The organism is Streptomyces sp. NBC_01244 (assembly GCF_035987325.1).
Classification (GTDB): Bacteria; Actinomycetota; Actinomycetes; order Streptomycetales; family Streptomycetaceae; genus Streptomyces.
Window position 1 is genome coordinate 467,336 of the sequence record NZ_CP108488.1, and the last position, 13,152, is coordinate 480,487.

The window sequence follows — 13,152 nt, forward strand, 5'->3', positions numbered from 1 at the left end:
GACCGGTCCAACAGGTCCTAGAGTGTGCGCGTGACCGAGCAGAAATCCGAACTCATCGCCGGCCGGTACCAGCTGGTCGAACCCATCGGCCAGGGAGGCATGGGCCGGGTCTGGCGCGGCATCGACCAGCAGCTCTTCGGACGCGAGGTCGCCATCAAGGAGATCCTCTTCCCGGCGGGGCTGGACGACGGCGACCGCGCGACGCTGCTCAGGCGTTTCACCGGCGAGGCCCGCGCGGCGGTCACTCTCAGCCATCCCGGGATCATCACCATCCACGACGTCGTCGAGCATCACGGCGCCCCCGTCATCGTCATGGAGTTCATCCGGGGGCAGTCCCTCGCCGCGGTCATCCGCCGGCAGGGCCGGCTGCCCGTGGAGCGGGTGGCGGAGATAGGGGCGGCCATGCTCGGCGCGCTCACCGAAGCGCATGACGCACGGATCATCCACCGCGACATCAAGCCGGACAATGTGCTCCTGGCCAAGGACCGCGTCGTCCTCACCGACTTCGGCATCGCCCACCTGGCGGACGCCACGACCAAGCTCAGCCGGAGCGGGACCGTCATCGGCACCCCGCACTACATGCCCCCGGAGCAGTTGGAGGGCAAGCGCCCGACCCCCGCCAACGACTTGTGGGCGCTCGGCGCCACCCTGTACCACGCCATCGAGGGACGCCCGCCGTTCGAGGCCGACGGACTGCACGCCCTTGCCGTAGCCGTCTTCACCCGCCCCCACCGGCCGCCGGCCCACGCCGGCCCGCTCGCGCCGGTGCTGGACGCGCTCCTCACGAAGGACCCGGCGCAACGCGCCAGTGCGGCAGAGGCCATCGAGCTGCTGGCTTCGGCGCTGCGGTCCTCCCGGTCCCGGACCGACACGACGGCGGAAACCGTCCCGCGCAAGCCCGTGGCGGCACCCGTCCCGGAGACGGCGACGGAGCACGTCCCGACCCCGACCCCCACCGAGCGGGAAGCGGAGCTGCCGTCACCGGCGCCCCCGCCGACGCCTACGCCGACGCCGACGCCGACGGTCGAGGAACCGGCGCACGTACCCGATACGCGCCGCCTGCCCGTACCGGAGCGGCCGACCACCCCGCCCGTGTCCGTACCCCCTGCCGAGGACGTGATCTCGCTCGGTCGGCCGGACCGGCAGGGGCGGGAGGAGGGGGCCTCCGCCCGCCGGCGCACCCTCACGCGGCGCTCCGCCGTTCTGGGAATGGCCATGGTCACGCTCGCGGCCGGCTCCGTTCTGACCTGGAAGCTGACCCGTGACGACACGCCCGGCGGCGGGACGCCCGGCGGCGGTTCCGCGGCCTCCACCATCACGGTGGTCATCGGAGTGGACGCACCGCTCAGCGGTGGCCTGTCGGCCATGGGGGTCGGCATGAAGAACTCCGCCGACCTGGCGGTCAGGACCTCCAACCGCGCCAAACACGTACCCGGCGTGAACTTCGAGATCAAGGCCCTGGACGACGAGGCCGCTCCCGCCAAGGGCCGGCCGAACGCCACCCGGTTCATCGACGACGAGAAGGTGCTCGGCGTCGTCGGGCCACTCACCTCCGGGGTCGCCAAGACCATGGCGGAACCGCTCGGACTGGCGAACCTCGTCAACGTCTCACCGGCCAACACCGACCCCGTGCTGACCCTGGGCCCCCACTGGGCCAAGGGGTCCAAGTCCCGCCCGTACACGTCCTACTTCCGAACCGTCGCCACGGACGTCGACCAGGGGCCGTTCGCCGCCCGGTACCTCCACGACGAGGCCGGGAAGAGGAAGCTGTACCTCATCTCCGACGCCAGCGCCTATGGCGACGGCCTCACTTCGGGGTTCAGTGCCGCGTTCGCGAAGCTCGGTGGGACCGTCGTGGGTACGGACCAAGTCGATCCCGCGCAGGACGACTTCTCCTACCTGGCCTCCCAGATTCGGGGCTCCGGCGCCGACGCCCTGTACTTCGGCGGCTACTACGACACCGCCGGGCCGCTCTCCGAGCAGCTCAAGCAAGCGGGCGTCACGATCCCCCTGATGGGCGGCGACGGCATCTTCGACCAGCAGTTCCTCACGGCGAACACGAAGGCCGAAGGTGACCTCGCCACGGGCATCGGCGTTCCTGCCGAGGACCTGGAAAAGGGACCGGACTTCCTTTCGCAGTACCAGGAGGCGGGGTACCCGGAGGCAGCCGGTGCGTACGGACCCTACGCGTACGACGCGACCTGGGCCGTCATCGAGGCGGTGAAGGCCGTGGTGGAGGCCCACGGCGGAACCCTCCCCGCGGATGCCCGGGCGAAGATGTCGCAGGCCGTGTCGGGGCTGGCGTTCGACGGAATCACCGGCCGTGTCGCCTTCGACGAGTACGGCGACGCTGTCAACCGCCAACTGACGGTGTACGCGGTGAAGGCCGGCAGCTGGACGACCGTGAAGAGCGGCTCCGGGGCCCCCTGATCCGGCCCTCGGGCGGCCGCTGCGTACGTACGCCGGAGGCGCCGTGGCTCCCCCCTTGGCAGCCACGGCGCCTCCTGTCCCACCGGCTGACCTACAGCCGTTGCCAGAGCGCCGGGACCACGGGCGGCTCCCAGCCCGTCTGGGCCTGGTGGCCCTGGATACAGCGGTAGCTCGCGCCGCCGTAGGTGACGGTGGCGCCGGCCGCGTAGACGGAGCCGGCCTTCCAGGTGCCGCCGGGCTCGGGGTCGCCCGGGCCGGGGCCCGGGTCGGTCCCGGAGACCTTGAGGGTCAGGCCGTAGGAGGACAGGATCGGGTTCAGCGGCTGGAAGAAGGTGGTTCCCCCGCTGGAGCAGTTGCCGGAGCCGCCCGAGGTCACGCCCTGGGCCTGGCTGCCGGAGATGTAGGAGCCGCCGGAGTCACCGGGCTCGGCGCACACCGTCGTACGGGTGACGCCGGAAATGGTGCCCTCGGGGTAGGTGACACTGGTGTTGTGCTGCTGGATGGTCCCGCAATGCCAGCCGGTGGTCGAGCCGGAACGGCATACCGAGGCCCCGACGGGTTGCAGCACCGAGCCGGTGACCTGCACGTTCGCGCCGCCGCTGCCCTTGACGTAGGGGGTGGACCTCCAGTTGGCGTTCGCCGCCACCCAGGCCATGTCGTTGCCGGGGAAGACGGAAGCCTGGAAGGAACCCTGGGCGACCTGGTTGAAGCCGCTGGTGCTGGTCCCGGCCCGCCCGCAGTGCCCGGCGGTGGCGAAGCCGTTCACCGTTCCCTTGGTGATCGGGAAGCCCACGGAACAGCGGCCGCTGCCGTTCATGTAGTACGCGTCCCCGCCGCGCAGGTCATACAGCGGGCGCGGGGCCTCGGCGGTACGGACCACCGTGACCAGTGCCGCGTCGGTTCCGGTGGCCGCCAGCAGGCCGGCCGCGGCCCCGGGCCGGGTCTCCTCGACGACCAGGGTGTTGCCGCGCGGGTCGACGTAGCGGACCGGGGTCCCGGCGGTGGCGGCCCGGTCCAGTACCGCCTTCGCGGTGTCCAGGTCGGCCAGGGAGCGGCTGACCAGCCTCGCCCGGGCCCCGGTGGCCCGTATCGAAGCGGTGTCGGCGGCCCGGGTGGTGGCCACGGTCAGGGTCCCCGCGTCGGCACCGTCCAGCCAGGCTCCGGCGAAGGCCGCGCCGAGGCGGGCCTGCAGCCGGGCTGCGGTGGCCCCCGCCTCGGCCTCGTGGGCCAGGCGGGCCTTGGCCTGCGTGGAGGTCAGGCCGAGGTCGCGCTGCATGGCGGTGAGCAGCTCGGGAGGAGCGTCGGCGGTGCGCAGGGTGGCGGAGGCCGACTTCTGCGGGCGCGCGGTGTCGGCGGGGTCCGAGGGGGCGGCGGTGGCAACGGCGCCGGTGGCGGCCAGCAGCAGCCCGGCGGCGGCCAGGGCGGTACACGCCGCGCGGGCGTGTCGCTTGAGCATGGGGGATCTCCTCGGTTCGGTGGGGGGTCAGCGACACCGTAGAAATCCGAACGCTCCTGCGGGAGATGCCGGTTGGCCCCTCCCCTGGTGTTATGGCCGCCCGAGCGGCGGGCGCCTCCGCCGGGCGGTTCACCACTCGACGCCTCGCCCATCCTCGCCTCGCCCATCCACACCTCACCGCTCTACGCCTCACCGCTCCCGGCCTCACCCCATCCCTTGCCTCGTCCGGTCTACGCCCGTTCCGCCAGTGCCGCGGCGACTGCGGCTGCGGATGATCGCGCGAGCGCCTCCGTGTGCGCGTTCCGGGCGTGCTCCAGCACCGCTGCCGCGCGGGCGGCTGCCCGCGCGGCCGGATGCCAGCCGAGCAGGTGCCTCCACACCAGCGGGCTCCCGGCGAGCGGGCGGGTCACCAGCCCGGGGGTCACGGGGAAGGTCGCCCGGCACAGCCCCACGGCCCGCCCGACCTGGACGAGGTGCACGCACGAAGCCGTGTCCGTCTCGTACACGCACGCCGGGGTGAACCCGGCGCGGACGCACGCCGCCGCGAAACAGTCCCCGAAGCATCCGTCGCCCGGTACGTCGGTCCAGGCCTCGGCGGCCAGCTCGGCCAGCTCGATCCACGGCCGCTGTGCCAGCGGGTGGTCCTCGGCCAGCATCACGTGCACCGGGTCCCGTGCCACCTCCCTCCACACCAGTCGCGCCGCCGGCTCCGGCGGGGCGCTCTCCCCGCACACCCCGACCAGGGCGAAGTCCAGCCTGCCGGCGGCCACTCCCCCGGCGACCTCCCGTTCCGACCACGAGGTGTACGTGGTCACCGGCACACCGGGCTCCTGCCTGATGATCCGGTCGACGAGCCCGCCCAGCAGCGGCCCGTGCGTCCCGCCGAGCCGGTAGCCGGCCGTGCCCTGCCGGGCGAAGCGCACCGCCTCCTCCTGGAGCTCGCACACGGCCGGCAGCACCACGCGGGCCCGTTCCAGCACCAGCTCCCCGAGCGCGGTGGCCCGTACGCCTTCCCGCCCACGGACGAAGAGCGGCCCGTCCAGCGCCCGCTCGATCCGCTTGAGCTGGGTGCTCAGAGCGGGCTGTGTGAGCCCCAGCACTGTGGCCGCGCGGGTCAGGCTGCCGGCGTCGGCGACGGCTCTGACGATCTTGAGGTGCCTCAACTCCAGATCCATGCTCCGAGCTTGGTCCAGACCTATGGATCTGCGCTACGGGTCTGCCGCATCCGGAATCGCGGGCACCCCTACGGGCCCGCACAGCGGCCCGACAGGATCGGGTGTCTGCCCTGCTCAGGAGGGTGCGATGCTTCATGCACGCCGGCAGTGAGCCGGCTCGGTGAAAGGTGGCGTCCCATGGCAGCAGGATTTTCGGAATGGAAAGTCAACCGCCAGTACGCGGCGAACGACCGTGTCGTTCATTTCGGCAGGCAGTACCGGTGCCTGGTGACGCACAAATCCAATTCCGCGAGCAACCCGGCAACGACCGTCAAGATGTGGCAGCCCTACACCGGCTGACCGGCCCGCGGAGCGGGACAGCGCCCTCTTTGAAAGCGCTCTCATCCGTCCGCCCCTTCCGGCGCTAGGCTGTAGACGATCCGGCGACGGCGCAGGTCCGCACCACCTTGCGTGTCGCCGCCCCCGTCGACGAGGAGCGACCGCCTTGCCCGAGCAGTCCCCCGGGTCCCGCCCCACCCTGGAAGCCGTCGCGGCGCGTGCGGGAGTCTCCCGGGCCACCGCCTCGCGGGTCGTCAACGGGGGCGACGGGGTCCGCAAACCGCTGGTCGACAAGGTGCTGCGGGCGGTCGACGAGCTCGGCTACGTCCCCAACCACGCGGCACGGACGCTGGTGACCCGGCGGACGGGCGCCGTGGCCGTCGTCATCGCGGAGCCGGAGGTGCGGATCTTCTCGGACCCCTTCTTCTCCCAGCAGATCCGGGGCATCAGCAAGGAGCTGACCGCCCACGACACCCAGCTCGTACTGCTGCTGGTGGAGGGGCCGGGCGACTTCGACCGGATCACCCGGTACCTGTCCGGCGGGCACGTGGACGGAGCGCTCGCCTTCTCACTGCACACGAACGACCCGCTGCCCGCGATCACCCGGCGAGCGGGGATTCCGACCGTGTTCGGAGGCCGGCCCGGCTGGACCGCCGGCCCCGGCGAACAGGTCGTTCCCTACGTCGACGCCGACAACCGGGGCGGGGCCCGCGTCGCCGTGCGGTACCTGCGGGACCTCGGGCGGGAGCGGATCGCCCACATCGGCGGGCCGCCCGACCAGACCTCGGCGATGGACCGCCTCGACGGCTACCGCGACGTACTGCTGGACATGGATCCGACGCTCGTCGCCCAGGGCGCGTTCACCGTGGAGAGCGGGGCACGGGCCATGGCGGAACTGCTGGAACGGCGGCCCGACCTGGACGCCGTGTTCGTCGCGAACGACCTGATGGCTTCGGGGGCGCTGCGGGTCCTGCGGGAGCGCGGGATCGCGGTGCCCGAGCAGGTGGCGGTCGTCGGGTTCGACGACATGGATCCGGTGGCCAAGGAGACCGACCCGCCGCTGACCACCGTCAGCCAGGACATCGAGGGCCAGGGACGGCTGATGGCACGCCTTCTGCTGCGCACCCTCGACCGTACCGGGAACGGCACGGCACCCGACTCCGTGATCACCCCGACCATGCTGGTCCGGCGGGCCTCGGCCTGATCCGGAGCCGGAGCCGGAGCCCTGACGTACGCGTACGGCGGGTCTCCGCCCCGAGGAGCCGGAGACCCGCCGCACTCGATCAAGCCCATACGCCCGGTTCATCCACCTGGTGGACTACACGTACGGGATCCTCAGCACCGCCGCGTCCGTGCCCGTCTGCACCTGGGACGTGCCCGTGCCCAGCGCGTTCCAGATCTCCAGGCGGACGGTGCCGTTCTTGAGTTCGCCCAGGCTGCCGGTGACGGCCTGCGCGCCGACCGCCTGCGTGTACTCCTCCCAGCCCGCGACCGGGTCGGTCGCGAAGTAGCGGAAGGTTTCGGTGCGGTCGAAGGTGCCGTCACCGGTCAGGTCGTAGCTGACCCGGACCTGCGGGGCGAGCCCGACCCTGGCGCCCGCGTCCACCCGGAGCCGGAACGCGGTGGCGACCCCCGCGGCGAGCTTGCCGTTGACCTGCTTCACCTCGTAGACGTTCGGCCGGTACGGGGTGCCGTCCCGGTTCACGCCGTCGGCCGAGGCCAGGGTGTCCGCGCCGGCCGGATCGGTGGTGGCGGTGGTGAGGACGCCGCCGGTCTTGAGGCGAAAGGTGTTCCCGGTGGACGGTCCCGGCTCCTCCGGGTCCGGGTTTCCGGCGCCGGTGCCCGTGGCCGTCGAACGGGCCGGCACAGCAAGGGTTTTGCCATCCGAGAAGGTCACCGTACGGGCGGCGGAGCCGTGGTTGTGCGCGGCGTAGGTGCGGGTTCCGTTCTTGCTGAAGACGGCGGACGTGGGCAGGTCGCCGCTGACCGTCATGTCCGGTGCGCCGAGTGTGCCGAGGGTGTTGATCCAGTGGTAGGCGTGCGCCTTGGACTCACCCTGCTCTGGGGTGTAATTGCCGTTCACACCATCCCACTTGGCCTTCGCCGAAGTCGGATCGGCCAGTGCCTCGAACTCCCAGAGCAGGTCGCGCCACTCCTGGGCCGGTCCTCCGTTCTCGCGCTCCATCTCGGCGATGTTCCGCGTGATGGCGGCCTTCTCACGGGCCAGGTGGAGTGAACCTCCGCTCACGGGAAGGACGTTGATGCCGTGGATCTCCTCCGGGTTGGCGGTCCACCAGGTGGAGTACGCGGCGCCGCTGCCCCAGACCATGCCGACCGTGCCGTACTTGTAGGAGGCGGGGAAGACCTGCTCGCTCGCGTCGAACCAGTACTGGGTGATCGCCTCGGACTCCGTCGTCAGCAGGTAGCTGCCGAGGTCGCGGAGCGAGGTGTCTCCGGTCGCCGCGCCCCAGAGCACGAGACCGGCGCTGAGGTTGACGGACTCCGACGAGGACTCCTGATTGTTGCCGGCCGCGAAGCCCTGGTGGCCGGAGGCCCAGCTGTGGCCCGCGTACACGTCGAAGCCGCGCAGGAAGGGGTACGCCGAGTCGGTGCGGCTCGGATTGGCGGTGTCGCGGATCAGGTGCTTGATCATCGCGCCCCAGGCCGAGTCGGCGGCCCAGGCCTGGTCGTACTGGGCGATGATCGCCGCCGCGTAGACGTAGTAGCTGTAGTGGAAGTGGTGGTCGTTGAGTTCGGTGTCGCTGCCGTACGAGGCCGGGTAGCCGGTGAGGGTCTTCCAGTCCTTGTCGTAGCTGAACCCACTCGCCCCGCCCGCCGTGAACCACTCCTGGAGCCGGCCCTTCATCAGGCCGATGAGCTTGTCGCGGGTCGCGGTCTGGCCGATCTGGTCGGCCACGGGCACCAGTTGGGCGAGGCGGCCGAGTGCCTTGCCGGCCCAGTAGGTGTCGGTGGCCCCGGAGAACGGGTCGGAGGCGTTGGCCACCTCGTTGAGGTAGCCGGTCAGCCGGGCACGGTCGACACCGCTGGAGGCGGGGAGGGCGGGCAGCACGCCGCTGTTCTTCTGACTGGTGGTGAAGGAGGCGGCCTCGCGCACCTTCATGGTGCCGCGCGGCGAGACGTACGTGTACGGGGTCAGCGCGTCGGTGGTGTGCAGCCACTGGTGGCGGTAGAGGGCCTGGAGCGTGCCGCGCTCGGCGCCCTCCTTGGCCTCCGTGGTCAGGGTGTAGGTCGCCCGGACGTCGCCGCCGGCGTTCTGCCAAGCCACCTGGGAGCCGGTGACGAAGCTGAAGGCGTACTTGCGGTAGGTCGCCAGCGCGTCCGTGGAGGGCAGGACGGCGAGCGAGAAGTAGTCCTTGCCGGCGAGTCCCGCGGTGATCGTGGTGCCGGAGACGTTCCAGTCGGCGCCGGTCGGGGCGAAGAGCGCGTAGTGGTGACCGGCGACCGTGATGCCGAGGACGTTGCCGTTGTCCGCGAAGACGGTGGGCGTGGAGGCGGTCGTGATGCGGGCGTCGCCACCGGAGCCCTTGGCGTACACGAAGGGCATGCCGTGGCCGATGGTGGCGCGGAAGGTCCGGGAGCCGTCCGCCCAGTACGGGGTGACCGTCCAGTCCGACCAGGCATCGGCCTTGGTGTCGGGAGAGTTCAGGCCGGTGAGGCCGACGGTGAGGTCTGCCTTGTGGGCGTACTCGTACTGCCGGCCGTCACCGACGATCGCGGGCGTGGTCGGGTAGCCGACCTCCAGTCCGGAGGCCTTGGCCTGGTAGGTGAGGGGGTGGCCGTACATGGGGGTGGAGTACGGATTGTCGCCGTAGCGCTGGTAGGCGAGCGAGGTCCACCAGTCGTTGGTCGGGACCGGCTTGTCCCGGGCGGCGGCGGTGAGTTTGGGGGTGACGGGGGCGCCGGTGTTCGTCGTGGGTCCTGACGTGCCGGCGGGTCGGATGTCGGTGTAACTACCGGAACCCGCAGGAATGGTGGCGGCGGCCGCCGGGGAGGCGGCGGGGCCCAGGCCGACGGCGGCCAGGCCGATGGCCAGGAGCGTCGCCACTGCGGGTCTGGAGAGGGAGGCTCGCACGAAACAGCACCTCGATCACGTGGGGGGAAGAGCGCGCTCGAGAGCGCTCTCAAGTGCCAAGGAACGTAAATCTCCTGAAACCTAGGTGTCAAGAGAGCAGGCACAGCGGGCGGTTGGGCGTAACACCAAGCTGTTATGCGTTCGAGTCTTGACGGCGGGCGGGCGGTGGGGGACGCTCCAGACGCACGCACTGAGAGCGCTCTCAAGGCGCTCGGTTCATCCCGAAGTCAAGGGAGGCTTCCCATGCCCATCGCCCGAGCCGCCAAGAGAGCCACAGCCCGCCTCGGCGCGGTCGCCCTCACCGGGGCCCTCCTCGCCGCCTGTGGATCCGGCGCCTCACCGGACGCCTCCGACGGCGCGGGCGGAAAAGTCACCCTCACGGTCGACCTCTTCGGATCCTTCGGCTTCAAGGAGGCCGGGCTCTACGAGGAGTACCAGAAGCTCCACCCCAAGGTGACGATCAAGCAGAGCGACACCCAGGACGAGGCGGACTACTGGAAGTCGCTCCAGACCCGCCTCGCGGGCGGCGGCGGTCTCGCGGACGTGCAGGGCGTCGAGGTGGGCAGGATCGCGTCGGTCACCCAGCAGCAGTCCGACAAGTTCCAGGACCTCAAGGAGTTCGGGGCCGACAAGCTCAAGGGCCAGTTCGCCGAGGCCAAGTGGTCGGCGGCGACCACGAAGGACGGCAAGGTCCTCGGCCTCGGCACGGACGTGGGCCCCGAGGCCATGTGCTACCGCACCGACCTCTTCAAGCAGGCCGGTCTCCCCACCGACCGCGAGGAGCTCGCGAAGAAGTGGTCCACGTGGGACGGCTACCTGGAGCTGGGCAAGGAGTACAAGAAGAAGGCACCCGCCCAGAGCGCCTGGCTGGACAGCATCGGATCCCTCTACGGGGTCATGATCGGCCAGGAGAAGGAGCGGTACTATGACGCCTCGGGCGAGTTGATCTACGAGAAGAACCCAGCGGTCAAGACGGCCTGGGACACCTCCGTCAAGGCGGCCGAGGCCGGCCTGAGCGCCAAGCTCGACCAGTGGTCGCCGCAGTGGAACCAGGCCTTCGCCGCCGGTTCGTTCGCCACCATTCCGTGCCCGGCCTGGATGCTCGGCTACGTCAAGGGCCAGGCCGGCGAGGCGGGCCAGGGCAAGTGGGACGTCGCCAAGCTGCCGGGCGGAGCGGGCAATTGGGGCGGCTCGTACCTGTCGATCCCGCGTGCGGCCAAGCACAAGGAAGAGGCGTACAAGCTGATCGAGTGGCTCACCGCGCCGGAGCAGCAGGCGAAGGTCTTCCAGAAGCAGGGCAACTTCCCCTCCTCGACGGGCGCGATCGCGAAGATCGCGGATGCCAAGGACCCGTACTTCTCGGGCGCCCCGATCGGCCAGATCTTCGGTGACGCGGCCAAGGAGTCCCCGGTCCAGGTGCTGGGCGTGCACGACCAGAACGTGATGCAGCAGTTGACGAACGCGCTGAGCGAGGTCGAGCGCAAGGGCGTCGCGTCGGACACCGCGTGGGAGACGGCGAAGAAGGGCGTGGCGAACGTGATCGGCTGACCCCGGTCGCGGGGCCGGCCGCCGACGGCCGGGCCACCCGGGCACCTCGGTGGACCGGCCGCGCCCCGGGCCCTCCCGCCCCCATAACTCCTCCTGCCCCCGCACCCGTCCTGCCCCGTGCCCCCTCCCGCCCCGATCCACCGAAGGGCCGCATCGTGTCCCCCACCTCCACCGCGAAGGCCGGACCCCGCCCGGCCGAAACCGGTCCCGGGTCCGCTCCCGGATCCGGTGCCGGGACCGGCCCGGACGACGGTCCTGCAGCCGCTCTCCGGCGTACCTGGCGCAAGGCCTCCCCCTACGCCTACATCGCCCCCTTCTTCACCCTGTTCCTGGCCTTCGGCCTCTTCCCGCTCCTCTACACGGCGTTCGTCTCCCTCTACCGCGTCGAGCTCCAGACGAGTGGCGAGATGCAGTGGCGGGGCATCGCCAACTACACCGCGCTCTTCGCCGACGAGTACTTCTGGATCTCGCTGCGCAACACGTTCACCATCGGCGTGCTGTCCACCGTGCCCCAGCTCGCGATGGCACTGGGCCTGGCGCACCTGCTCAACTACAAGCTGCGCGGCCGGACGTTCATCAGGACCGCCGTCCTGCTCCCCTACGCGACGTCCGTCGCCGCCGCCACGCTCGTCTTCGCCCAGCTCTTCGGCCGCGACTTCGGGCTGATCAACTACGTCATCGGACTCATCGGCGTCGACCCGGTGGACTGGCAGACGGGCACGGTCGCCTCACAGATCGCCGTATCGTCGATCGTGATCTGGCGCTGGACGGGCTACAACGCGCTGATCTACCTGGCGGGCATGCAGTCGATCCCGCACGAGCTGTACGAGGCCGCGGGGATGGACGGGGCCTCTCGCTGGCGCCAGTTCATCCACGTGACCCTTCCCGGGCTGCGGCCGACCATCGTCTTCACGGTGATCATTTCGACGATCGGCGCGACCCAGCTCTTCGGTGAGCCGCTGCTGTTCGAGGGGTCGATCTCCGGCGGCATCTCACACCAGTACCAGACCCTCGGCCTGTACATGTACGAGCAGGGCTGGGGCTTCTTCCACCTGGGGCGGGCCGCGGCCATCGCCTGGGTGATGTTCGTCCTGATCGTGGTGCTCGTCGGGGTCAATGCCCTGATCGCGCGCCGCCGTGCACGCAAGGAGGCCGGCCGATGACCGCGCTCGCCCCACCGCCGACCTCGCCCGCGAAGCGCCGCCCTCCGCGGGAGCGGCCCGGCAAGCACCCCTGGCTCCGCAAGGGCAGCGGAGCCGGGAAGACGATGACGGGCGGCTGGATCGCCTACCTCATCCTCGGATTCGCGCTGCTGATCTCGGCGTTCCCCTTCTACTGGACGATCGTCGCGGCCAGCCGGTCCAACGCGGACCTGGCTCAGGTGCCGCCGAGCCTGCTGCCCGGCCCGAACCTGATGAAGAACGTCGAGGCGGTCCTCGAAGAGGCCGACATCGGCAAGGCCCTGCTGAACTCGCTGATCGTCTCCGGGGCCATCACCGTGGGCACGGTGCTCTCCTGCACGCTGGCCGGGTTCGCCTTCGCCAAGCTGAAGTTCCGGGGCCGGAGCGCGCTGCTGACCCTGACGATCGGGACGATGATGATCCCGCCGCAGCTCGGCGTGATCCCGCTGTTCATGCTGATCGCCGAACTCCAGTGGGTGAACCAGCTCCAGGCCGTGATCCTGCCGGGTCTGGTGTCGGCGTTCGGGGTGTTCTTCATGCGCCAGTACCTGATCCAGTCGTTGCCGGACGAACTGATCGAGGCGGCCCGCGTCGACGGGGCCTCCACGGCCCGCATCTTCTGGTCGATCGTGATCCCGATCGCGCGTCCGGGGATGGCGGTGCTCGGAATGCTCACGTTCATGACCGCGTGGAACGACTTCTTCTGGCCGGTCATCGCGCTGTCCTCACAGGAGCCGACCGTGCAGGTCGCCCTGCGGCAGCTCGGCGGCGGCTACGTCAACGACCAGTCGGTCATCATGGCCGGCACCCTGCTCGGCACCCTGCCGGTGCTGCTCGTCTTCGGCCTGCTGGGCCGGCAGATCGTCGGCGGCATCATGCAGGGCGCGGTGAAGGGCTGACGCGTTCCCGGGCGGCCACCTGCGAGAGCTCGGCCCCACCAGCCCCATCTGA

General features: G+C 70.8%; 9 protein-coding genes. 6 read left to right on the forward strand and 3 right to left on the reverse strand.

Annotated features, from left to right (window positions below; all coding sequences use genetic code 11):
- Positions 1–30: 30 nt before the first annotated feature.
- On the forward strand, positions 31–2,430 hold the full coding sequence (locus tag OG247_RS01910) for a bifunctional serine/threonine-protein kinase/ABC transporter substrate-binding protein (protein WP_327250504.1): 2,400 nt from the start codon (positions 31–33) through the stop codon (positions 2,428–2,430).
- Between the two features lie 91 nt (positions 2,431–2,521).
- Here the strand turns inward: OG247_RS01910 and OG247_RS01915 are convergent, their stop codons facing one another.
- A complete protein-coding gene (locus OG247_RS01915; protein ID WP_327250505.1) occupies positions 2,522–3,886 on the reverse strand; it encodes a carbohydrate-binding protein in 1,365 nt (454 codons plus the stop codon).
- 230 nt (positions 3,887–4,116) lie between these two features.
- Positions 4,117–5,061, reverse strand: a complete 945-nt coding sequence (locus tag OG247_RS01920) for a LysR family transcriptional regulator (protein WP_327250506.1) — start codon at positions 5,059–5,061, stop codon at positions 4,117–4,119.
- A 177-nt stretch (positions 5,062–5,238) separates the two neighbouring features.
- Here OG247_RS01920 and OG247_RS01925 point away from each other — a divergent pair, with 177 nt between their 5' ends.
- Entirely contained in the window at positions 5,239–5,400 is a 162-nt protein-coding gene (locus OG247_RS01925) for a carbohydrate-binding protein (protein WP_327250507.1), read from the forward strand.
- Between the two features lie 145 nt (positions 5,401–5,545).
- Entirely contained in the window at positions 5,546–6,583 is a 1,038-nt protein-coding gene (locus OG247_RS01930; RefSeq protein ID WP_327250508.1) for a LacI family DNA-binding transcriptional regulator, read from the forward strand.
- A gap of 114 nt (positions 6,584–6,697) precedes the next feature.
- Here OG247_RS01930 and OG247_RS01935 read toward each other — a convergent pair whose 3' ends face one another.
- Positions 6,698–9,472: a glycosyl hydrolase gene (locus OG247_RS01935; RefSeq protein WP_327250509.1), complete on the reverse strand. Its 2,775-nt coding sequence runs from the start codon at positions 9,470–9,472 to the stop codon at positions 6,698–6,700.
- Between the two features lie 243 nt (positions 9,473–9,715).
- On the opposite strand from OG247_RS01935, the gene OG247_RS01940 reads away from it, so the two are divergent.
- The 3 genes from OG247_RS01940 (at position 9,716) to OG247_RS01950 (ending at position 13,100) form a co-directional block, all read left to right on the forward strand.
- Positions 9,716–11,020, forward strand: a complete 1,305-nt coding sequence (locus tag OG247_RS01940; protein WP_327250510.1) for an ABC transporter substrate-binding protein — start codon at positions 9,716–9,718, stop codon at positions 11,018–11,020.
- Positions 11,021–11,175: 155 nt separating this feature from the next.
- A complete protein-coding gene (locus tag OG247_RS01945; protein WP_327250511.1) occupies positions 11,176–12,183 on the forward strand; it encodes a carbohydrate ABC transporter permease in 1,008 nt (335 codons plus the stop codon).
- Positions 12,180–13,100 carry a carbohydrate ABC transporter permease gene (locus tag OG247_RS01950; RefSeq protein WP_327250512.1) on the forward strand — a complete coding sequence of 307 codons (921 nt, stop codon included), beginning with the start codon at positions 12,180–12,182 and terminating at the stop codon, positions 13,098–13,100. Before OG247_RS01945 ends, OG247_RS01950 begins: the two co-directional genes overlap by 4 nt.
- The last annotated feature ends 52 nt before the right edge of the window (positions 13,101–13,152 follow it).

What these genes read in the sequence shown, in the direction of transcription:
- OG247_RS01915 (WP_327250505.1), bottom strand. Translation starts at nt 3,886, where the DNA reads ATGCTCAAGCGACACGCCCGCGCGGCGTGTACCGCCCTGGCCGCCGCC.
- OG247_RS01920 (WP_327250506.1), bottom strand. Translation starts at nt 5,061, where the DNA reads ATGGATCTGGAGTTGAGGCACCTCAAGATCGTCAGAGCCGTCGCCGAC.
- OG247_RS01925 (WP_327250507.1), top strand. Translation starts at nt 5,239, where the DNA reads ATGGCAGCAGGATTTTCGGAATGGAAAGTCAACCGCCAGTACGCGGCG.
- OG247_RS01940 (WP_327250510.1), top strand. Translation starts at nt 9,716, where the DNA reads ATGCCCATCGCCCGAGCCGCCAAGAGAGCCACAGCCCGCCTCGGCGCG.
- OG247_RS01950 (WP_327250512.1), top strand. Translation starts at nt 12,180, where the DNA reads ATGACCGCGCTCGCCCCACCGCCGACCTCGCCCGCGAAGCGCCGCCCT.